Origin of the sequence: Alcaligenes sp. NLF5-7 (genome assembly GCF_024266725.1) — a bacterium.
Taxonomy (GTDB): Bacteria; Pseudomonadota; Gammaproteobacteria; order Burkholderiales; family Burkholderiaceae_B; genus Alcaligenes; species Alcaligenes phenolicus.
On record NZ_CP100755.1, the window covers coordinates 1,852,964 to 1,873,635 of the forward strand.

The following is a 20,672-nucleotide window of genomic DNA, read 5'->3' on the forward strand; positions in this document are numbered from 1 at the left end:
GTCGTCAAATAACAGAGGTTAAGCGAGCAGGGCGGAAATCAGCGCGGCGCTGTTTGGGCGTCCGCTGCTTCCTGCGCAGGAGGGTGGTACAAGGGGCCTTTGTAGCCGCAAGCGCTAAGAAAAACGCTAAGTGCCAGCAAGGCCAGCAGGCGGGAGGAACGTAGTTTGTTCATAAGGTGTTGAGCTAGTGCGGACAATGCAGAGCATTATGCCATTGTGAGGGACAAAGCATAAAAAACGCCGGCTAGGCCGGCGTTTGGGTACTGGATTTAGAAGGGGACGAAGGGCTGGGCTTGCGTGCCCGAAGAACCGGAGTCAGAGTCCAGTTGTCGCAGCAGGTCGCCAATACCATCGCTTTGATCGCTACCGCCTTGTTGCAGGGCACCGTCACCTGGAGCGGGCAGACCAACACGGGCAATCGCTTGTCCGGGTGGGAATTCGTCAAAGTAGAAGTCCCCGTTGATGCGCGACAGGCCGGAAGGCATGGGGCCTGGAGGCACGATAGGCTTGTCTTTCAGCGCGGCGCGCATGTAGTTGATCCAGATAGGCATGGAAGCGCCACCGCCGGTTTCACCCGAACCCAGGCTGCGTGGCTTGTCAAAGCCCATCCAGGCAATACCGACCAGATCTGGCGTGTAACCGGCAAACCAGGCGTCCTGGGAATCGTTGGTGGTCCCTGTCTTGCCACCAATGTCCGTACGCTTCAATTCGCGCGAGGAGCGGGCACCAGTACCGGAAGTTGCCACACCGCGCAGCAAATCGTTCATGACGTAAGCCGTACGGGGGTCGATGGCACGGGCAGCCGCATCACCGGCCACAATGGGCTTGGCACGCATGATGACTTTGTTGGTGCTGTCGGTTACGTAATCGATCAGGTAGGGCTCGGTGCGGTAACCGCCATTGGCAAAGACCGAGTAGGCACCGGCCATTTGCAGGGGCGTTACGCTACCGGCGCCCAGAGCCAGTGGCAGCACGGCGGGCTGACGGGCTTTGTCGAAACCAAAGCGGGTCACGTATTCCTGCACGTACTTGGGACCGACGGCCTGCATGATACGGATGGACACCATGTTTTTGGATTTATACAAGCCTTGGCGCATGGTCAGCATGGGCTCGTAGGTGCGACCGTAGTTCTTGGGTGTCCAGGGCTTGGAGCCGGTCTGGGCAGCCGTCAGAACAAAAGGTTCGTCCGAAATCTGCGTGGCTGGAGTCAGACCACGCTCCAGCGAGGAGGCGTAGATGAAGGGCTTGAAGGCCGAGCCGGGTTGACGCCAGGCTTGCGTGACGCGGTTGAACTTCCCGTCCGAGAAGTGGAAACCGCCCACCATGGCCTGGATAGCGCCGTCTTGCGGGCGTACCGACACAAAAGCCGCTTGCACCGCAGGCATATTGATCACTTCCCAGTAATCGCCATTGCGGAACAGATAGACCACGGAACCGCGCTGAATGCGCACGTCTGCCTTGGCGTTTTTCACCAGGCCACGAGCGACAATCTTCAGGGCGCGCTTGTCGTTGACATCAATAATTTGCTGGGCGGTACGGGCCACGCGAATCTGGTTGGGGCTGGCATCGAGCACCACACCGGTCAGCAAGTCGCCTGTGTCGGGGTACTTGTCCTGCAAGTCATCCAGAATGGAGTCCAGCTGGGCGTGATCGTTTTCAATACCGGCAGGCAGATCCACCTGGCCTTGCGGGCCGGTGTAAGGAGCACGACGGGTGTAATCCAGAATACCGTTGCGTACGGCCAGGTAAGCCGCTTCCTGGTCGGTGGACTTGATCGTGGTGTAGATATTGAAGCCGCGCGAGTACACATTGTCCTGGTAGACGCCGTACAGCAGTTGGCGAGCCAGTTCAGCTGCGTATTCACCGTGGATGGCGTAGCCACCTGCAGGCGTACCCAGAGCCGATTTCACGACGATTTCCTGTGCCATCGCGTCCTGGTATTCCTGCTCAGTGATGTAGCCCAGGGTACGCATGCGGCCCAGCACATAGGCTTGGCGAGTTTTGGCACGCTCGAAGTTGGCAATGGGGTTGAAGCGCGAGGGGGCTTTGGGAATACCGGCCAGCATGGCGGCTTCTGCTGTGGTGATTTCGCCCAGTTGCTTGCCTAGATATGTTCGTGAGGCTGCGGCAAAACCATAAGCACGATGTCCCAGATAGATCTGGTTCATGTACAGATCCAGGATCTGGTCTTTGGTCAGCGTGGCTTCAATCTTGAAGGTCAGCAGCAGTTCGTAGAACTTGCGGGTATAGGTCTTTTCCGATGACAGGTAGAAGTTACGCGCTACCTGCATGGTGATTGTGCTGGCCCCCTGGGTCTTGGACATATGGGTCATGTTGGCCAAGGCAGCGCGGCCAACACCCATCCAGTCAATACCGCCGTGTTGGTAGAAGCGATCGTCCTCGGCCGCCAGAATGGCCGATTTCATGACATCGGGAATTTCGTCAAAACGCAACACATTGCGGCGTTCTTCACCAAATTCGCCGATCAATACCTTATCCGCCGTGTAAATGCGCAGCGGCACTCGGGGGCGGTAGTCGATCATGGCGCTAAGGTCAGGCAGGTTTGGCCAGGCCAAAGCCAGCGCAAGCGACCCGAGCAGGACGGCACACAGACCAAGCCCCACAAAAAAGACCGAGGTCTTGATGATGAGGCGGGCAAGCCAGGAACCGGAGCTTTGCTCGGGTTTAGAATTGGGGGAGCGGGAAGAGGAACTCATTAGGGCTGATTTTAAAGTCCAAACGCAGCAGGACTGGGCCTCAAACCAAGTATCAATGTAACAAAATAATACTAAGCAAGCGGACTGTGCTTAGGGAAGGCTAATGGGATAATACACAAATGAACCACTCTTTACCCGCTGAGCTGATGCCTGTAGAACATCCTGATCCCTTAACAGACGCCGAGCTGCTCCATTTACAACAGACTGGCCCACGCCCCATTATTTTGGTAGGCATGATGGGAGCCGGTAAAACGACCATTGGTCGCCAATTGGCGCGGGAACTCAAGCGCGAGTTTATGGACCTGGACCACGAGCTGGAAGCCCGTAGCGGTGTGCGAGTGGCCACTATCTTTGAGTTCGAAGGCGAGCAAGGGTTCCGCAAACGCGAATCTGCGGTGCTCGATATTTGTTCGCGCCAGACCGGTATTGTGCTGGCAACGGGGGGCGGGGCCATTTTGTCCGAGGCCAATCGCCAGATCATCAAAGATCGCGGTATCGTAGTGTACTTGTGTGCCACCGTAGACGAGCTGTACCGTCGCGTGGCCCGAGACCGTAACCGGCCGCTGTTGCAAACAGCGGACCCACGCGCCCGCATCCAGGAACTGTTGCAAGCGCGCGAACCCCTCTATGAAGAAGTGGCGGATGTCCGCTTTGAAACTGGCTCGGCGCCAGTTCATCATGCGGTGCGCCACTTATTGTCCCTGTTGAAAGAACGAGGTTGCTAAATGTCTGTAGTGCATGTTGACGCCCAGGGTGGCGCTTATCCCATCCATATCGCCGCCGGGCGTCTGGCGCATCTTGCAGACACGGTGCCAGCCGATACGTCTGCCATTGCAATCGTCACCAATCCTACGGTGGCCGCCCTGTACCTGGCACCTGCAAAGGAAGCCCTGGCTGCAACCGGCAAGCCTGTTCATGTGATCGAGCTGCCCGATGGCGAAGCCTACAAGAACTGGGAATCCCTGAACCTGATTTTTGACGCGCTGCTGGGCGGTCACCTGGATCGCAAGGCCCTGATTGTGGCCTTGGGCGGTGGCGTTATCGGCGATATGGCCGGTTTTGCTGCGGCCTGCTTCATGCGGGGTGTGCGCTTTGTGCAAGTGCCGACGACCTTGCTGGCGCAGGTGGACTCCTCGGTGGGCGGCAAGACGGCGATCAACCACCCGCTGGGCAAGAATATGGTGGGCGCGTTCTACCAGCCTATCGCTGTAGAGGTGGATACGGACGTACTCAAGACTTTGCCTGCTCGTGAGATCTCCGCCGGTCTGGCGGAGGTTATCAAATACGGCATGATTTACGACCTGGACTTCTTCAACTGGTGTGAAGAGCAGATTGCGCCCATGCGTACGCTGGAACAAGAACAAATCGTCTATGCGATTCGTCGCTCCTGCGAGGTCAAGGCTGAAGTCGTTTCTCAGGACGAACGCGAATCTGGTCTGCGCGCCATTTTGAACTTTGGTCACACTTTTGGCCACGCGATCGAGTCCGGCATGGGCTACGGCCAATGGCTGCATGGTGAAGCCGTGGGCTGCGGCATGATTATGGCTGCCGAGCTCTCCGCCCTGGTTTGCGGCTTGCCTGCTCAGGACGTGGCTCGTATCAAGGCCCTGGTGCAAGCCAGCGGATGTCCGATCACTCCACCACAATGGCCTGCGGACCGTTGGCTGGAATTGATGCAGGTGGACAAGAAAAATGAAGGTGGCCAGCTGCGTTTTGTGCTGCTGGATAAATTAGGCCATGCCAAGGTGCAGGCGGTCGCGCCTGATGTGGTACGCCAGGCATTGGCCCGCTTTACAACGGTGGAACAGGAGTAAAACCTATGCAAATGCTTGCCGCTTATGCCTGTCACCCTGAACAGTCCCGCGGTCGGCGTTATGCAGAGGCAGCGCCCCAAGGCCGTAACGCCTTTCAGCGGGACCGCGACCGGATCATTCACTGCAATGCCTTTCGCTTGTTGGAATACAAAACCCAGGTTTTCATTAACCACGAAGGTGATTTATTTCGAACACGATTGACGCATAGTCTGGAAGTGGCTCAGCTGGCGCGGGCCATCGCCCGCAATCTGGGTTTGCACGAAGACCTGATCGAAGCGATCTCCCTGGCCCATGATTTGGGCCACACTCCTTTTGGCCATGCAGGTCAGGACACCTTGAATAGCTGCATGCAAAGCCTGCGTCCCGAGGCCGGGGGCTTTGAGCACAATCTGCAAAGTCTGCGGGTGGTGGACGAGCTGGAAGAGCGCTATGCCGCCTTCAATGGCCTGAACCTGTGCTTTGAAACCCGCGAGGGGATTTTGAAGCATTGTTCGCTGAAGCACGCCCGTGAATTGGGCGAGGTCGGCCAGCGCTTTATTGATCGTACCCAACCGTCGCTGGAAGCTCAAATGGCCAATCTGGCCGATGAAATTGCTTACAACAATCACGATATTGATGACGGTTTGCGCTCCGGCCTGATCCGCTTGGAACAATTGCTGGAACTGCGCCTGTTCAACAGTCATTACGAGCATGTACAAGCCCAATATCCGGGCTTGAGCGGTCAACGTTTGGTGGCGGAGATTATCCGCGGCATGATCAACACGCTAGTGGTGGATTTAACGGAAACCACGCGCGCCAAGCTGGAAGAGCATCGCCCGGACAGCGTGGATGCGATTCGTCATTTGCCCCGTTTGGCCGGATTCTCGCCAGAGATGCGGGCGCAGGCTGATGAGCTCAAACGCTTCTTGCACGCGAATCTGTATCGCCACTACAAAGTGGTGCGCATGATGAGCAAGGCGCAGAATATTGTGCGTGAACTGTTCCACGCTTTTCTGGATGATCCTCGTTTGCTGGCGGCGGAGCATCGCCGTGAAGACCCGATTGCTCAGGCCCGTGCCATTGCTGATTACATCGCTGGCATGACGGACCGCCATGCCATTCGCGAGCACGACGCTATCTTCAAGATGTAGCTCTTGCAGCCTGTGGTGGAGTTACACGACCTGCTATCGGCCAGTAGCCGTGTGCTGTTCAGGAGCTCTTCTTCATTGATAAAGCGCCAAAAAACCATGTTTTGGTGCTCGAGGCCTGAACAGCGTGGTCTTTTAAGGGAGACAGCCTTTAGCGCTGCAATAAAGGCTTCAGATAGCGCCCGGTATGGCTTTGCTCGCAAGCAGCAACAGTCTCCGGGGTGCCTTGCACCACAATCTGCCCACCGCCCTGGCCACCTTCCGGTCCCATGTCCACAATCCAGTCTGCCGTTTTGATCACATCCAGATTGTGCTCAATTACGACCACGCTATTGCCCGACTCAACCAGTTTGTCCAGCACTTCCAGCAAGACAGCAATGTCCTGAAAGTGCAGGCCGGTTGTGGGCTCGTCCAGCACATACAAGGTTTGACCGGTACTGCGCTTGGACAGCTCCAGTGACAATTTCACCCGCTGCGCCTCACCACCAGACAGGGTAGTCGCGCTTTGACCCAGGCGGATGTAGGACAAGCCCACATCAATCAAGGTAGTCAATTTACGCGCGACCGCTGGCACCGCATCAAAGTATTCCAGCGCCTGCTCAACCGTCAGGTCCAGCACTTCGCTGATATTGCGGCCTCGATAGCGAATGTCCAGCGTTTCACGGTTGTAGCGACGGCCCTGGCAGACATCACAAGGTACATAGACGTCAGGCAGGAAGTGCATCTCTACCTTGACCACGCCATCGCCCTGACAAGCCTCGCAGCGGCCGCCTTTAACGTTAAAGGAGAAGCGGCCTGGGTCGTAGCCACGCAAACGCGCCTCGGGCACGCTGGCGAACAGCTCACGAATGGCCGTGAACATGCCCGTGTAGGTGGCTGGATTACTGCGTGGGGTACGACCAATCGGGGTTTGATCGACGTTGATGATCTTGTCGAAATGCTCCAGCCCTTCCATACGATCGTAGGGCGCCGGTTCGGCGTGGGCACGGTGCAGCAAATGCGAGAAGGCGGTTGCCAGCGTGTCGTTGATCAGCGTGGATTTGCCCGAACCGGACACGCCGGTAATGCAGACCAGTCGTCCAGCTGGAATCGCCAGATCAACGGACTTCAGGTTATTGCCGCTGGCACCATACAGACGCAGCCAGTTCAGGCTGTCATAAACAGGACGTCGTTTGGGCACGGCAATCTGACGCTTGCCAGACAGGTACTGACCGGTCAGAGAGTCGGGGTTCTGGGCCAGCTCTGCGGGCGAGCCTTGAGCGGTAATTTGACCACCATGCTCACCTGCGCCGGGGCCCATGTCGATGACATAGTCGGCGGTGCGTATCATGTCCTCGTCGTGCTCGACCACGATCACGCTATTGCCCAGGTCCCGCAGGTGCTGCAAGGTCTGGATCAGCTTGTCGTTATCGCGCTGGTGCAGGCCAATGGAAGGCTCGTCCAGCACGTACATCACGCCGGTCAGACCGGAACCGATCTGGCTGGCCAGACGAATGCGCTGGGCCTCGCCACCGGAAATGGTGTCGGCGCTGCGGTCCAGAGACAGGTAGTTCAGACCCACATTGTTCAAAAACTCCAGCCGCAGGCGGATTTCACGCACGATGCGGTCGGCAATTTCTTTTTTCGCACCCGTCAGCGACAGGCGCTCGAACCAGGCCAGGCAGTCGGACAGGGCCAGGGCTTCGACTTCATAAATGGCCAGTCCTTTGGCTTGTCCTTGCGCTGCGGAGTGAGTCTGCGTGCATTGTGCGGCATTGTCAGACAGCTGGTCGACATTGAGGGTTGCCGAGTTGGCAGGCGCGGTGCCTGCATGATGCTTGCACCCCGCATGGTTGGGAACTGGATCGTCCCCAATGCGGACGTGACGCGCCTCCAGACGCAGACGTGCGCCATGGCAGGCCGGGCAGGTCTGGGTGCGACGCAGCTTGTTCAGTTCCTCGCGCACGGCGCTGGAATCGGTTTCCGCCCAGCGACGCTGCAGATTCGGAATCACCCCTTCAAATGGGTGCGTTTTTACCGTGGTGCGGCCCTTCTCATTCAAATAGAGAAAGGGAATTTCCTCCGCGCCGGAGCCATACAGCACGGTGCGGCGCAGTTCTTCGGGTAGAGACTCGAAGGGAGCCTCTATATCAAAGTGATAATGAGCCGCCAGACTGGTCAGCAAGGTGTAGGTAAAGGCATTGCGTCGGTCCCAGCCCGCAATGGCACCGCCCGCCAGACTCAGTTCCGGGAAGGCCACCACGCGTTCAGGATCAAATACATCTACTTGCCCCAAGCCACTACAGTCCGGGCAGGCACCTGCCGGATTGTTGAAGCTGAACAGGCGTGGCTCCAGCTCGGGCAGGGAGTAGTCACAGACCGGGCAGGCGTAGTGGCTGGAATAGGGCTGCTCCACTCCATTGTCCAGATTGACCACCAGACAACGGCCATTGCTGGTGGACAGGGCGGTTTCCAGGCTTTCTGCCAGACGCTGCTGGCTATCGGGCCGAATGCGCAGACGGTCTATGACCAGGTCCAGGTCGTGTGCCTGTTGGGCATTGAGTGCGGGCAGATCTTCAATGCTGGAGATCTCGCCATCGACGCGTACCCGTACAAAGCCTTGGGCTTGCAGGCCGCGCAGTTCAAGCTGCAGGTCACCAACCAGGCCACGGTGCATGGGTGCCAGCACAGCAATACGGGTTTCAGGTTCCCATTGCAGAATCTGGTCTACCATCTGGCTCACGCTATGAGCCTGCAAGGCCAAGTGGTGTTCCGGGCAGTAAGGAGTCCCGACCCGCGCGTACAATAGGCGCAAATAATCGTGGATTTCGGTAGTGGTCCCCACGGTGGAACGCGGGTTATGGCCTGCTGCCTTTTGCTCGATGGCAATGGCAGGCGACAAACCTTCGATCAAGTCCACATCTGGCTTGTCCATCAGTTGCAAGAACTGACGTGCATAAGCGGACAGGCTTTCCACATAGCGCCGCTGGCCTTCGGCATACAAAGTGTCGAAGGCTAGAGAGGATTTTCCAGAACCGGACAGCCCCGTCAGCACGACCAACTGGTGGCGTGGCAGGTCTACGGAGACATTTTTCAGGTTGTGGGTACGGGCACCACGAATGCGGATGGCTTCCATCGCTTTATTTAGGCTTGTCAAAAGGCAACTTGCTACTATAGCGCGTTGCGTCAGAATTTATGTGAACGGGTATCCGGGCTCTCTGCTAGCCCAGTTGTGACAGAGTATTAAATGAGTACACACCAAACCATGAATACGGCCGGATCGCGCCCAGCGCGCCTGAGTCTGACTCAGCAAGAGCGCAAGGCCAGCATCCTGCTTGCCCTGTTGTTTGCCTGTCGAATGCTGGGTCTGTTTTTGCTGACCCCGGTCTTTGCAGTGGCCGCGCACTCCTTGCCCGGCGGCAACGATGCCGCCCGTGTGGGTCTGGCATTGGGGGCCTATGGTCTGACGCAGGCTGTCTTGCAGATCCCCTTGGGGATGGCATCGGATCGCTTCGGACGCCGACCGATTATCGTCATCGGCATGGCCTTGTTCGTGATCGGCGGGGTGATCTCCGCGCTGGCCCAGAATATTGACTGGGTGACGGTAGGCCGCTGTATTCAAGGTCTGGGGGCAGTTTCAGCAGCCATTTCCGCCTGGGTTGCCGACTCCACCCGTCCCGAAGTGCGCACACGTGCCATGGCGATGGTGGGTGGCTCCATTGGGCTGTCTTTTGCTGTCTCGCTGGTGCTCTCGCCAGTGCTGGTGGGGCAATTTGGTTTGTCGGGACTGTTCTGGGCCATCAGTTTGCTGGGCTTTGTCTGCTTGTTGATTGCCGCTTTTGTCGTGCCCAGCGCGCCTAAAGCACCAGCCTCGATTGTGCAGGTTACGGCCGGACAGGTGTTGCGTCATTTGGATCTGCTGCGCCTGAACTTTGGCGTGTTCTGTCTGCACTTTATCCTGATGTCCCTGTTCATCGTCGTACCGGGCATTCTGGCGACCTTGGGTGGCTACGGTACTCAGGATTTGTGGAAGGTGTACCTGCCCGTTATTCTGGTTTCTTTTGTGCTGATGGTTCCTGCGGTGTTCTGGACAGAGACCCGCAAGCGTCACAAGCATGCGCTGGAACTGTCTGTGTTGCTGCTGATTGTGGTGCTGGCCGTGATGCCATGGGCGCGCGATTCGCTGGTTCCCATGGTGGCCGCGCTGACGTTTTTCTTCATCGGCTTTAATGTGCTGGAAGCCTTGCAGCCTTCCTTGGTGTCGCGTGTGGCGCCACCAGAATACAAAGGATTGGCGCTGGGTTTTTACAACACCTCCCAGTCCCTGGGCGTGTTTGCCGGCGGCCTGATCGGCGGCATCCTGGCAGGGCGAGGGCTCACCCAATGGGTCTTGTGGACCGGAGCTGCTCTGGCTTTGCTCTGGTTGCTGACAGCGCGTGGTTTCAAAGACAAATATTAAAAGGCATTGCCTGTTACGCTTGTGCAAAGACGTGGCAGGCAGCAACAAGTAAAGTGGCTGGATTGGCCGCAAGAATCAAGAGCTGGGCGGAACAGGTGACACCATCAGGTGCTTAGCCATATACGCCGTTCAAGGTGCCGTAACAGGATCGATGGCATGGATAAAACTGCCCTTCCCGGAGCGGGGAGGGAGTGTTAATTAAGGCACGAATCCACGATAATACGGCTTGATATCGAATTTTTGACTACAGGATTTTTTCATGGCATCGGTAAATAAAGTCATTCTGGTGGGCAATCTTGGCCGCGACCCAGAAGTACGCTACAGCGCAGAAGGCTCGGCCATCTGCAATATTTCCATTGCCACGACTTCGCAGTGGAAAGACCGTACCTCTGGCGAGCGCCGTGAGGAAACCGAATGGCACCGTGTGGTGTTCTACAACCGTCTGGCTGAAATTGCAGGTGAGTACCTGCGTAAAGGCCGTCCCGTCTACGTAGAAGGTCGTCTGCGCACCCGTAAATGGACAGGTCAGGACGGTCAGGAGCGTTTCACGACCGAAATCATTGCCGAGCAAATGCAAATGCTGGGTGGCCGTGACGGTGGTGATATGGGCGGCGGCAGCATGGGTGGTGGCGAATACGGTGGTGGCGGTGCACCAGCTCCACAACGTGCTCAGCGCCCAGCGCCTCAGCAACAGCAGCAACAACAGGCCCCACGTAATAACGCTCCTATGTCGGACAATCTGGCCGATATGGATGACGATATTCCGTTTTAAGGCTTAGCCCTTAGCGGGACTGAAGTTCAAAAACCCCGGCAAGTATCGTACTTGCCGGGGTTTTTTTCGTTCGTACAAACACTAATGTGTACCGATTTTCAATCTTGTATACAATCCATAAAAAATGAATGCAAAATAGGAAAACAATGACCACGATCAAAACAGCAAGTCACAGCGATGGGGTGTATGAGTCGGTGCGGGCTCACGTTCTTGGCCTGGTGAAAAACATTGATGAGCCCGTGCGGGTTCGGGAGGAAGAGCTGGCCAAGATGCTCAATGTCAGCCGCACGCCGGTGCGTGAAGCACTGCTGCGTCTGGGGCAGGAAGGCATTTTGACCATGGAGCCTCGGCGCGGTGCCTTGCTCTCGCCCTTGACCAAGCAGGACTACATCGAATGGCTGAAGCTGCGCATTGAACTGGAGGCCTTTGCGGCGCGTGAAGCCGCCTTGAATGCCTCGCAGCGGGATGTGGATGCTTTGCGCGCGCTGTTTGCGCCCTTCAATCAAGACAATGTGGAAGAGCGTGTCAGCGAATATGCGGCAGCCAATGTGGAATTCCACGCGGCCATCATGCGTCTGGCTGCAAATAGCTTGCTGGAGAAGGTATGGAAGTCCTTTGGGCACCGCGACATGCTCAAGACCAAAACCATCGAGCGCCTGAAACGTGCGCACGAGTCTTTGGCCGAGCACCTGGCCATGATCGACGCGATTGAAAAACGGGACGCAGCGCTGGCAGATCGTCTGGCGCGCGAGCACGTTCAAGGGCTGCTGACGCAAACCTTGAACAGTTCCAACAACATCCGATAAGGAGGTTTGCTGTCATGAAGTTACTGACCTTTGTAGCCGCAGGGGAAACGCATTTGGGCGGCATGCTGGACGATGATCGGGTGGTGGATCTGACACAGGCCTGGGGGATGTACGAGCATCCTTTACGTGCTCGGCAGGCTCCCACTGAAGTCATCGACGCTATTTTTATGGGCGATGAGATCCTGATCAGCCTGCAGCTTTTGATGGAGCAGGCAAGCCAGGCCAAGGCTCCCGTCCATGCTGCTTCAGATCTGTGCTTTCTGGCTCCTGTCCCGAATCCGGCCAAAAACATTTTCTGTGTGGGGCGCAATTACCGCGCCCATATCGTGGAAGGCAATCTGGCACGTGGTCGTGCGGCGGATGACTTCCCCAAAGCCCTGGAGTTCTTCAGCAAACCGCCAACCACGGTGGTGGGGCATCAGGCCCTGGTCAGCCGCCATGCGGCTCACACAAAGATGCTGGATTATGAAGTGGAGCTGGGCATTGTGATCGGCAAGGAAGGCCGGGACATTCCAGTTGAAGACGCGTTGGATTATGTCTTTGGCTACACGGTGATCAACGATATTACGGCGCGCGATCTGCAAGCGCTGCATGGTCAGTGGTTCAAGGGCAAGTCACTGGACGGCACCTGCCCGATTGGGCCGGTAGTGGCATTGAAGACCTCCATTGCCGACCCCAACGCGCTGGATCTTGAATTGGAAGTGAATGGCGAGCGACGCCAATCGGCCAATACGTCGGACATGTTGTTCGATGTGTCCAACATCATCGCCCAGTTGTCGGCGGGCATGACCTTGGAGCCTGGGGACATTATTGCAACAGGCACGCCCTCCGGGGTTGGCTTTGCCATGCAGCCTCCACGCTCTTTGGAACCAGGCGATGTCATCAAAGCTCGTATCCCCGCTATAGGCGAGCTGGTCACTACTATTGAGTAAGGTTGACGACTATGCGCTTTAAATTAATCCTGTCAGGCGTGGCTGTATTAAGCGCTTTAACGGCTGTGCCCTCGCTTGCGACGGCACAGGAATATCCCACCAAACCCATCACCATCATTGTTCCGTTCCCGGCGGGCGGCACGCTGGATAACCTGACCCGCAGTCTGGCGCAGAAAATGTCGGATGACTTCAAACAGCCCGTCATCATCGACAACAAGCCCGGTGCCGGTACGGTGATTGGTACGGAAATCGTGGCCCGCGCCGCGCCGGATGGCTATACCTTGGGGATGGTGGCAAACAGTTTTGCCATCAATCCCAGCCTTTACAACAACTTGCGTTACGACACGGTGAAGGACTTTACGCCGGTTAGCTGGGTGGCCTACACACCGCACCTGCTGGTGGCGAATCCGGATGTGCCGGTCAAGAGCCTGGCGGATGTCATTGCTACAGCGAAATCCAAACCGGGCGAGCTGTCCTTTGCGTCCTTTGGTGCAGGTACATCGCCGCATATTGCCATTGAACGCTTGAAAGCAGAAGCCAAGATTGATGTGCTGCATATTCCGTACAAAGGCCAGGCTCCGGCGTTGAACGATTTGCTGGGCGGTCATGTAGACATGATGTTTGCTAACACGCCTGATGTTTTGCCCCACGTGAAATCCGGCAAGCTGCGTGCAATTGCCCTGGCGAACGATACTCGTCTGGAATCTATCCCCGAAGTGCCTACTTTCAAAGAAGCAGGCGTGGACAATATGAACTCCAACTCCTGGTACGGCGTGATTGTGCCTTCCGGTACGCCAGCACCGATTGTGGAGAAGCTCAGTGCTGAATTTGTCCGTATTGTGAACCTGCCCGAAATTCGTGAACGCTTGTTGGCCCAAGGACTGGAACCTGCGGGTACGACGTCGGCCGAGTTTGCCGAGTATCTGAAGTCTGAAATGGAAATGGCCGCCAAAGTGGTAAAAGCCTCCGGCACCAGCGTGCAGTAAACCCTTAACGAATACGAAAGAGCCCAGAGAGCTCAAGCTACTAATCAGGAGATGAATATGATCAAAGAAATTATCCGTTCCGACAAAGTGACTCCCCCTCGCGCCCCCTTGTCGCCTGCTGTGCGATCCAATGGCTTTGTGTTTGTGTCGGGCCAGCCAGGCTTTTTTGACGATCGCCAGATTGCTGAAAACGATTTCGACGCCCAGATGCATCAGGTCATGGCCAATGTGAAAGCCCTGCTGGAAGAGGCGGGCTCCACCCTGGACCATATCGTCAAAGCCAATGTGATTCTGAAGAACGCTGGTGACTTTGCTCGCATGAACGAGATCTATCGTACTTACTTCAAGGACGGCGAATACCCGGCCCGCACCACGATTGCGGCGGATATGGGGAACCCCTTGTTCCTGCTGGAAATTGAATGCATCGCCGCCGTCGCGGAATGATGAAATGAAAAAAGGCCGACATGAAGTCGGCCTTTTTTATTCAAAACGCTCCTTGAGCGGAACGTCGCAAGCTAATCAAACCTAGGCCAGTTAAAACCGCAAAGATCGCACCAGCGGCAAAGGTGCCTTGGAAACCTATGGTGTCCCAGAGCACGCCGGCAATGACGCTGGCCAGCAGCAGAGCGATACCGGTTAGCAGGTGGAACATGCCAAAGGCGGTGCCGCGCAGTTCGGCAGGGGCGCTGTCAGCGATCAAGACGTTGAACAGGCCTTGGGTAAAGCCCATATGCAGGCCCCACAAGGCAACGCCCAGGCCCAGGCCAAGCAGACCTGGAACGAAGGCCAGTACCAGATCGGCTGCAATGAGAAGAGCTACGCCGATCAAGAGCAGATCAGTCTTGCGCATGCGATCCGACAGCACACCTGCAGGGTAGGCAGACAGAGAAAAGGCCACGCCCATGACGACCAGGACCGCAGGAGCCCACATGGGCGGCAAACCGCTGGCTTCACCCCGCAGGATCAGGAAGGCTTCACTGAAACGGGCCAGGGTAAAGGCCAGACCGATAGCGACAACCCACCAGTAGCGGGAACCCAAGCGGCCGAGGTCTTCCCGATTCAGAGGCAATTTGCGGGGGCGGGTGTTGGCGGGCAGTTTGGGTTCGCGCACAAAGAACACCAGGATAGCGATGGCTATAAAAGCAGGCAGCACGGCGATCCAGAAGATCAGCTGGTAGTTGTTGGCGGTCCACCACATCAGGCCGATAGCCAGCAAGGGGCCAACAAAAGCACCAATGGTATCCAGGGTCTGACGCAAGCCGTAGGCGGCACCTCGCATTTCCGGCGGGGTGACATCGGCGACCAAAGCATCACGCGGCGCACCGCGTATGCCTTTGCCGATGCGGTCTACAAAGCGGGCACCGACCAGCCAGTCCAGCGAGTTCGCCAGTGGAAAAATGGGTTTGGTCAGGGCGGCCAGGCCATAGCCAATTACTGCCAGCAGTTTGCGCTTTCCAAAACGGTCGCTGACCGCTCCGGAAAACACCTTCATGATGGAGGCGGTGGCCTCGGCAATGCCTTCAATAAAACCGACCGCCAGTACCGATGTACCCATGACGGTGACCATATAAATGGGCAGCAGGGCGTGGATCAGCTCCGAGGAAATATCCATGAACATGGACACAAAGCCCAGTGCCCAGACGCTGCGGTGGATTTTGGCACGGGAGGCGTCGGCCGTCGGGGTAAGCGCGGGATTAGCGGTTTTCTTCATGAGCGTCATAGACCATTTGGGCATACGCATCCAGCCGTGCCTTGCACTCTTGCAGGCGCTCTTGAGCAAGCTGTGCCAGGGGGGCGCCATAAAAATCCAGTTTCTGGATTTTCTCGTACCAGTTTTCCAGCTTCTTCAGATCGGTTTCTTCTTCGTCCAGTTCGGCGTAGGTGAATTTCTGAATCGAAATTTCCTTGTCGATTTCGGCCTCGAAGTCTTTGCAACGGCCCAGCAGTTCCTGGTACTGCTCGTTGCGGTCGTCCGTAAAACGGGCGATGACTTTGTCCTCTTGTGCCTTGTCCAGAGCAATGGTCTCCAGCAAGACGCATTCACCTTCCATGGTCGTGATGTCGTTTTCCAGCACCTTCAGACGGCGCACATGCTCGTCGGTTTTGGGCAGGACACATACCCCGTTTTGCAGATACACCGCACCCAGCGCTTTCAGGCGCCGCCATAAGGCCAGCCGTTTTGCACTAGGTTCAGGGGGGACTTTATAGGTCAGTAACAGCCAGCTCATTGAAGTCATATTCTTGATTTTAAAGTAACGGCCGTTTCATATTAATTGAATTGAATGAATACAAAAAGAAGCAGTGAGGTATGAGCGCTGACCCCGGTTCTGCCTGCTGCCGTCTGAACGGAGGCCGGATTCTGTATCCAAGTGTTTGGTCTTGTATCTCTGCTTGAACAAGAACGCGGCTCTTTATCTTGGGGAAAACCAGTAAAAAATTTCGTGCCAAGCCCGCATGCCGTGTGAGGTTGAACTGTTTTCAGACGGCCTGGTTTGTGGTTTTCTGGCCTTGAAAGGCCGGTCTGTTTGCTACTGGTAGCCGCGGTTTTGCGCTTTCCAAGCCAAGGAGCAATCGCTACCATGACAACACCTATCCACTTTGTTCAGTTTCTTGCACGACCGGTCTCAACCACAAGCAGCGTGCAGACTTCAAGCCCAGGTTTAGGTAAAGCGCTTGTCCTTGGACAAGCTCTTGTTGGTTATGAGGTCAGTGTGTTCGTTTCCGGTTGTTGCGCGATACAGCGCCGCACTTTCGCGGTGGGAATCAATACGGAGGAATGCAATGAGTAAGCAGAAAGCAGTCCAAGCAAGCCAAGGTCCAATCGATGTTGCCGCTATCCGTGCAGCTGCCAAGAAGTTTGTGGACGACGGGGCGGTGGCATCCGGCTACAAGGGTAATCGTGAAGAAATCATTCAGATGCTCAATGAGGCCCTGGCCACCGAGCTGGTCTGTGTGATGCGCTACAAGCGCCACTACTTCACCGCTACCGGCTTGAACAATGAGCCTATCAAAGCCGAGTTTCTGGAACATGCCCAGCAAGAAGCCGAGCATGCCGACCGCATTGCCGAACGTATTGTGCAATTGAACGGCGAGCCGGATTTCAACCCGGCCAATCTGGTCCAGCGTAGCCATGCAGAGTACGACGATAGCGACGATATCAAATCCATGATTCGCGCCAACCTGATTGCCGAGCGTATTGCCATCGAGTCCTATCGTCAGATGATCGAGCGCATTGGCGACACCGACCCGACCACTCGCCAGATGCTGGTTGAAATCATGGCGGTGGAAGAAGAGCACGCCGACGACATGGGCGATCTGCTGGATATCTAAGTAATTTGCGCAGGTGCCCACCAAAACCCCGGTATTTTCCGGGGTTTTTTTCTGCCTGAATTCTGAAAAGGAGTACAGTAGCGGCTTTCCTACCTATCGGTAGGTAGCTTTGATTGACGTCGCTATATACGGGGGTGTGAGCGTGTTTGAATTTCTGTCCTTCCGCAGTGTAGAGGGTGTGACATGAGCGAGCTGTCACGTGCCAGAAGCCTGGCCTGGCCCTTGATCTTGTTGCTGGCCTTGTTGACGGCATTGGATGCCATGGCCATTGATATGTATTTGCCGGGCATGCCTGCCATTGCGCAGGAGCTGGGGGCTTCCCCCGGCCGGATTCAGCAAACCTTGTCGGTGTTTCTGGCAGGCCTGGCCTTGGGCCAAGGTATTTACGGCCCTTTGCTGGATCGCTTCGGGCGTCGAGTGCCCTTGCTGCTGGGCGTGGTTATTTTTGTGGTGGGCTCGGTTTTTGGCGCTTTGGCCACATCGGTTGAAGCCTTGTTGGCGGCGCGTTTTATCCAGGCGTTAGGCGCCGCAGCGGGCTTGGTCACACCGCGTGCCATTGTGGCGGACTTGTGCGATGTAAAAGAGTCGGCAAGCATCTTTTCCCTGCTGATGCAGGTGATGATGATTGCACCGATTGTGGCCCCCATTCTGGGTGCCTACCTGTTGAGCCATGCAGACTGGCGTGCCATTTTCTGGATGCTGGCGGCATTAGGGACGATGGGGCTGCTCTGGGGACTTAAAGCCATACCGGATTCGCTGCCCGTGAGCCAGCGTGTGCCTTTGAACCCCGGTCATATTGTTCGCGCCTACGGTCGCGAGCTGGGTAACAAGGCTTTCATGGCATATACCGGCTCCGGTGGTTTCGCACTGGCTGCCTTGTTTGTCTACATCAGCGGCTCGGCTTTTGTGTTCACGCAGCATTTTTCCTTGTCGCCGGCCGTATTCAGCTATGTGTTTGCCGGTAACTCGGTGGCGCTGGTTCTGGGTGGGGTCGTCAGCAATTATTTGTTGAAGGCCGGGATGCCCACCTCTCGGGTGCTGGCTTTGGGACTGATTGTCCATACGGCCTCGGCTCTGCTCCTGTATGTGGTGGTGCAAGCTGATGTCGCGGGCCTGATTCTGTATGCCGCCTTGATTGCTGTTTCGGTGGGCTCTTTAGGCATGGTGTTTGGCAACGTGACGGCCTTGACCATGGATGTGGCTGGCCCACAGGCTGGGACGGCTGCAGCCTTGATGGGCATGTTCCATTACCTGATTGCGGCGGTGGTGGGCTATATCGTCAGTCTGGCCATGCCTGGGCCGCAGGTTTTGCCTGTGGCAATTGGTGGCTGCGGTCTGTTGGCTATTGTTCTGTATGTTCTGGCTGGCCGTTGCCGCACGGTGACCCGATCAGTCAGTGAGCTGGGGGTTGTAAAATAGGCAGTTGCTGCGGGCCGCGAAAGCGGCCCTGATCATTGGCCTTTGACTGAGAGCTGTTGGACTGTGAGCAAAACCACGACTGAAAAACTGCAGGATGCCGCGTTGGCGCGCTTTGCTGTTCAGGGCTTCGATGCCACCACCATGAACGAGATTGCCGCTGATGTCGGCATCAAGAAGCCCTCGGTCTACGCCCATTTCCGCAACAAGGACGAGCTGTTTCTGAACCTGATTCCGAAGATTGTGGAAGATGAGCTGAACCACGCCCGTCAAGTTCTGCAGGGAGGCGATGACATCAAGGAGCAGTTGCGAGCGTACCTGGAAGGGATACAGGAGCGCTTTGAGCAATCACATCAAGTGCGTTTCTGGATTCGCACCTTGTTTGCGCCGCCTGTGCATTTGTACGATGTGGTGATGCAGCCCATGCATGTGTTCATGGACGATCTGGAACGCATCATCCATCAAGCCTTGGCACAGTCCGCTTTGGCCAAATCGGAAACAGGTTTGAGCGTGGAGACCCTGGCCATGACGTACATGGCCTTGATCGACAGTCTGCAAAGCGAGCTTCTGTTTGGTGGTGCGCACAAATACCAGCGGCGTCTGGCATCGGTCTGGAGGGTATTTGAGGCGGCCTTGAGAGCAGGCCGCCCGGCCTGATCAGGTTTTCTCGCCGTTCTGGGCGTCCTGATAGGCTTTGGCTGCATTGTGCACGTGTTGGGTGGCCAGCAGGTTGGCCAGATCACCATTACCGGCCACAACCGCATTGAGGATCTGGGAGTGATCTTCCCAGTTTTGGCGGATGCGCTGCAAATTGCTGGGCGCAAATAACAGGGCGGTGCGGTCACGCAGGGAGCGCATGAGCTCGGTCAGAACAATATTGCCCGACATGGTGGCCAGGGTTTCATGAAACTGGCGGTTCAGGGATTTGAGCAAATCCAGATTGCCGGCATCCATGGCTTCATGGCCCTGGCTCAGAATGGTTTGCAGCTTTTCGATATTGGCTGGGTCCCGGCGTTGGGCGGCCAGTTTTGCATTCAATCCTTCGAGCGTGGCGCGCACTTCAGCCATGTTGTAGGCAATTTCGGTCGACAGGATAGCCACTGAGGCCCCACGTCGTGGTTCGATCGTGACCAGACCTTCTGAGGCCAGCTCGCGCAGGGCTTCCCGTACCGGAATACGCGAGACGCCCAGTTCGCTAGCCAATTTACCTTCTACAAGGCGATCCCCCGGATGAAATTCTCCGCTCAAGATGCGCTCGCGCAATTGGTCACGGATAACCGCAAACAATGACGCATGTTGATCGCCCAAGCGACGGCTTTCCGCGCCGGAAAGGGTGTTGGGAAGGCTGAAACTGGGGATATTCATGGTGCGACCTGTGCAATTGGGCAAAAGGGCCAGCCACGATTATACGGTGTGAGCGCATTTTTCTGAATATGGTATACAGTTTGCGGCCTAAGCATCCTCATCACACGCTGCGGGCGATCAAGACCACGGCGCTTAGCGAACAAATCCCCAATAGCAGTCTACGCATTAGCGGCATGCTGACTTTATGACGCCATCGTCCTGATAAGGCGAAGCCCAGCAGCATGAAGGGGTAGAGCACAATGCTGAGCATTGCCTGTTGCCAGGAGAACAGGCCAGCCACCATAAGCAGGATCAAGGACAGGCTTGCCCCTAAAAACAGAATAAGACCCAATGAGGCGCGTAGCTGTGCAGGAGCCAGGTATTGCATGGCAATTGCCAGAGCGGGAGCGCCTACCGAGGTCAGGGTTCCCATGATGCCCGAGGCAATGCCCGCCAGGATCATGTTTCGTTTGGAAGGCAGGATGCGCAAGCCCCAGGCACTCAGTGCGACTGCGGCCAGAATGGCCAGGGCAAAACCCAGATTCACCGCCTCTATGGGTAGTTGTGTCATGGCCAGTATGGCAATGATCGATCCGGTGGCACGGCCACCCAGTGCACAGACAACCACATCGGGCACGATATGTTGACGCTCTCGCAAAGCCGCCAGCAAAGAGACGCTGCCACCCAAGGCCAGTAGAGGGCCTGGAACCAACTGCGGAAATATCAAGGCGGCAATCGGCGCGACCAGCATTGCAAACCCAACTCCGCCAACGCCTTGCAAAAAGGCGGCCAACACAACCAGCAAGGCCATGAGCAGCCAGGAGAGCGGGTCCACCAGATCAATCAAAGCCGCCATAGTTTCCTCTTCATTTGTATAAGGTATTCAATCTAAGTGTTTCAAACATAAAACTCTTAGAGTTTTCCCCAGTTTTTGATAGTTTTTTCTGATTCGAAATCACAATTGAAGATAGTATACCGTTTCAGATGTGC

The 20,672-nt window shown here is 56.4% G+C and carries 19 protein-coding genes; 12 read left to right on the forward strand and 7 right to left on the reverse strand.

The genetic code is table 11. The annotated features are described in order from the left end of the window. Positions 1 to 38: 38 nt before the first annotated feature. Positions 39 to 173: a lipoprotein gene (locus MID00_RS08605; RefSeq protein WP_080655585.1), complete on the reverse strand. Its 135-nt coding sequence runs from the start codon at positions 171 to 173 to the stop codon at positions 39 to 41. A 96-nt stretch (positions 174 to 269) separates the two neighbouring features. Beyond that, a complete protein-coding gene (locus MID00_RS08610) occupies positions 270 to 2,717 on the reverse strand; it encodes a penicillin-binding protein 1A (RefSeq protein WP_250756307.1) in 2,448 nt (815 codons plus the stop codon). Positions 2,718 to 2,836: 119 nt separating this feature from the next. Here MID00_RS08610 and MID00_RS08615 point away from each other — a divergent pair, with 119 nt between their 5' ends. Genes MID00_RS08615 through MID00_RS08625 form a run of 3 tightly spaced genes read left to right on the forward strand, consistent with a single transcriptional unit; the run spans position 2,837 to position 5,661 of the window. Beyond that, entirely contained in the window at positions 2,837 to 3,442 is a 606-nt protein-coding gene (locus MID00_RS08615; protein WP_009461975.1) for a shikimate kinase, read from the forward strand. Further along, positions 3,443 to 4,531: a 3-dehydroquinate synthase gene (aroB, locus tag MID00_RS08620; RefSeq protein ID WP_022983678.1), complete on the forward strand. Its 1,089-nt coding sequence runs from the start codon at positions 3,443 to 3,445 to the stop codon at positions 4,529 to 4,531. A gap of 5 nt (positions 4,532 to 4,536) precedes the next feature. Next, positions 4,537 to 5,661, forward strand: coding sequence for a deoxyguanosinetriphosphate triphosphohydrolase (locus MID00_RS08625; protein ID WP_009461973.1), 1,125 nt, complete (start codon positions 4,537 to 4,539; stop codon positions 5,659 to 5,661). Positions 5,662 to 5,809: 148 nt separating this feature from the next. Here the strand turns inward: MID00_RS08625 and uvrA are convergent, their stop codons facing one another. Next, a complete protein-coding gene (gene uvrA, locus MID00_RS08630; protein WP_254500294.1) occupies positions 5,810 to 8,773 on the reverse strand; it encodes an excinuclease ABC subunit UvrA in 2,964 nt (987 codons plus the stop codon). A 111-nt stretch (positions 8,774 to 8,884) separates the two neighbouring features. Between uvrA and MID00_RS08635 the strand changes: the two genes are divergently transcribed. From MID00_RS08635 to MID00_RS08660, 6 genes are all read left to right on the forward strand, one after another. Further along, positions 8,885 to 10,096, forward strand: coding sequence for an MFS transporter (locus MID00_RS08635; protein WP_022983677.1), 1,212 nt, complete (start codon positions 8,885 to 8,887; stop codon positions 10,094 to 10,096). A gap of 259 nt (positions 10,097 to 10,355) precedes the next feature. Next, positions 10,356 to 10,868: a single-stranded DNA-binding protein gene (ssb, locus tag MID00_RS08640; RefSeq protein WP_009461968.1), complete on the forward strand. Its 513-nt coding sequence runs from the start codon at positions 10,356 to 10,358 to the stop codon at positions 10,866 to 10,868. A 146-nt stretch (positions 10,869 to 11,014) separates the two neighbouring features. Beyond that, complete coding sequence (locus MID00_RS08645; protein ID WP_009461966.1) at positions 11,015 to 11,674, forward strand: GntR family transcriptional regulator; 660 nt, start codon at positions 11,015 to 11,017, stop codon at positions 11,672 to 11,674. Positions 11,675 to 11,688: 14 nt separating this feature from the next. After that, positions 11,689 to 12,606, forward strand: a complete 918-nt coding sequence (locus tag MID00_RS08650) for a fumarylacetoacetate hydrolase family protein (RefSeq protein ID WP_254500179.1) — start codon at positions 11,689 to 11,691, stop codon at positions 12,604 to 12,606. An 11-nt stretch (positions 12,607 to 12,617) separates the two neighbouring features. Further along, on the forward strand, positions 12,618 to 13,592 hold the full coding sequence (locus tag MID00_RS08655) for a tripartite tricarboxylate transporter substrate binding protein (protein ID WP_254500180.1): 975 nt from the start codon (positions 12,618 to 12,620) through the stop codon (positions 13,590 to 13,592). Between the two features lie 57 nt (positions 13,593 to 13,649). Next, positions 13,650 to 14,036 (forward strand): RidA family protein, encoded by a 387-nt coding sequence (locus tag MID00_RS08660; RefSeq protein ID WP_172400387.1) that lies wholly within the window; start codon positions 13,650 to 13,652, stop codon positions 14,034 to 14,036. A gap of 40 nt (positions 14,037 to 14,076) precedes the next feature. Here the strand turns inward: MID00_RS08660 and MID00_RS08665 are convergent, their stop codons facing one another. Further along, positions 14,077 to 15,303 carry an MFS transporter gene (locus MID00_RS08665; protein WP_250757271.1) on the reverse strand — a complete coding sequence of 409 codons (1,227 nt, stop codon included), beginning with the start codon at positions 15,301 to 15,303 and terminating at the stop codon, positions 14,077 to 14,079. Then, positions 15,287 to 15,820, reverse strand: a complete 534-nt coding sequence (locus MID00_RS08670; protein WP_250756304.1) for a Chromate resistance protein ChrB — start codon at positions 15,818 to 15,820, stop codon at positions 15,287 to 15,289. Before MID00_RS08670 ends, MID00_RS08665 begins: the two co-directional genes overlap by 17 nt. A gap of 553 nt (positions 15,821 to 16,373) precedes the next feature. Between MID00_RS08670 and MID00_RS08675 the strand changes: the two genes are divergently transcribed. From MID00_RS08675 to MID00_RS08685, 3 genes are all read left to right on the forward strand, one after another. Then, on the forward strand, positions 16,374 to 16,922 hold the full coding sequence (locus tag MID00_RS08675; protein WP_009461955.1) for a bacterioferritin: 549 nt from the start codon (positions 16,374 to 16,376) through the stop codon (positions 16,920 to 16,922). Between the two features lie 183 nt (positions 16,923 to 17,105). Next, positions 17,106 to 18,341 (forward strand): multidrug effflux MFS transporter, encoded by a 1,236-nt coding sequence (locus MID00_RS08680; RefSeq protein WP_254500181.1) that lies wholly within the window; start codon positions 17,106 to 17,108, stop codon positions 18,339 to 18,341. A gap of 63 nt (positions 18,342 to 18,404) precedes the next feature. After that, positions 18,405 to 18,995, forward strand: coding sequence for a TetR/AcrR family transcriptional regulator (locus MID00_RS08685; protein ID WP_009461950.1), 591 nt, complete (start codon positions 18,405 to 18,407; stop codon positions 18,993 to 18,995). On the opposite strand, the gene MID00_RS08690 is transcribed toward MID00_RS08685, so the two are convergent. Together MID00_RS08690 and MID00_RS08695 are read right to left on the reverse strand one after the other, a co-directional pair. Beyond that, positions 18,996 to 19,703: a GntR family transcriptional regulator gene (locus tag MID00_RS08690; RefSeq protein WP_009461948.1), complete on the reverse strand. Its 708-nt coding sequence runs from the start codon at positions 19,701 to 19,703 to the stop codon at positions 18,996 to 18,998. It lies immediately after the preceding gene. 100 nt (positions 19,704 to 19,803) lie between these two features. Further along, entirely contained in the window at positions 19,804 to 20,538 is a 735-nt protein-coding gene (locus MID00_RS08695) for a sulfite exporter TauE/SafE family protein (protein WP_254500182.1), read from the reverse strand. Between the last annotated feature and the right edge of the window lie 134 nt (positions 20,539 to 20,672).

Coding starts and splice junctions, on each gene's coding strand:
- MID00_RS08650 (WP_254500179.1), top strand. CDS start 11,689: ATGAAGTTACTGACCTTTGTAGCCGCAGGGGAAACGCATTTGGGCGGC.
- MID00_RS08655 (WP_254500180.1), top strand. CDS start 12,618: ATGCGCTTTAAATTAATCCTGTCAGGCGTGGCTGTATTAAGCGCTTTA.
- MID00_RS08665 (WP_250757271.1), bottom strand. CDS start 15,303: ATGAAGAAAACCGCTAATCCCGCGCTTACCCCGACGGCCGACGCCTCC.
- MID00_RS08610 (WP_250756307.1), bottom strand. CDS start 2,717: ATGAGTTCCTCTTCCCGCTCCCCCAATTCTAAACCCGAGCAAAGCTCC.
- MID00_RS08605 (WP_080655585.1), bottom strand. CDS start 173: ATGAACAAACTACGTTCCTCCCGCCTGCTGGCCTTGCTGGCACTTAGC.
- MID00_RS08635 (WP_022983677.1), top strand. CDS start 8,885: ATGAGTACACACCAAACCATGAATACGGCCGGATCGCGCCCAGCGCGC.
- MID00_RS08645 (WP_009461966.1), top strand. CDS start 11,015: ATGACCACGATCAAAACAGCAAGTCACAGCGATGGGGTGTATGAGTCG.
- MID00_RS08625 (WP_009461973.1), top strand. CDS start 4,537: ATGCAAATGCTTGCCGCTTATGCCTGTCACCCTGAACAGTCCCGCGGT.
- aroB (WP_022983678.1), top strand. CDS start 3,443: ATGTCTGTAGTGCATGTTGACGCCCAGGGTGGCGCTTATCCCATCCAT.
- MID00_RS08680 (WP_254500181.1), top strand. CDS start 17,106: ATGAGCGAGCTGTCACGTGCCAGAAGCCTGGCCTGGCCCTTGATCTTG.
- MID00_RS08670 (WP_250756304.1), bottom strand. CDS start 15,820: ATGAGCTGGCTGTTACTGACCTATAAAGTCCCCCCTGAACCTAGTGCA.
- MID00_RS08615 (WP_009461975.1), top strand. CDS start 2,837: ATGAACCACTCTTTACCCGCTGAGCTGATGCCTGTAGAACATCCTGAT.
- MID00_RS08695 (WP_254500182.1), bottom strand. CDS start 20,538: ATGGCGGCTTTGATTGATCTGGTGGACCCGCTCTCCTGGCTGCTCATG.
- MID00_RS08660 (WP_172400387.1), top strand. CDS start 13,650: ATGATCAAAGAAATTATCCGTTCCGACAAAGTGACTCCCCCTCGCGCC.
- uvrA (WP_254500294.1), bottom strand. CDS start 8,773: ATGGAAGCCATCCGCATTCGTGGTGCCCGTACCCACAACCTGAAAAAT.
- MID00_RS08675 (WP_009461955.1), top strand. CDS start 16,374: ATGAGTAAGCAGAAAGCAGTCCAAGCAAGCCAAGGTCCAATCGATGTT.
- MID00_RS08690 (WP_009461948.1), bottom strand. CDS start 19,703: ATGAATATCCCCAGTTTCAGCCTTCCCAACACCCTTTCCGGCGCGGAA.
- ssb (WP_009461968.1), top strand. CDS start 10,356: ATGGCATCGGTAAATAAAGTCATTCTGGTGGGCAATCTTGGCCGCGAC.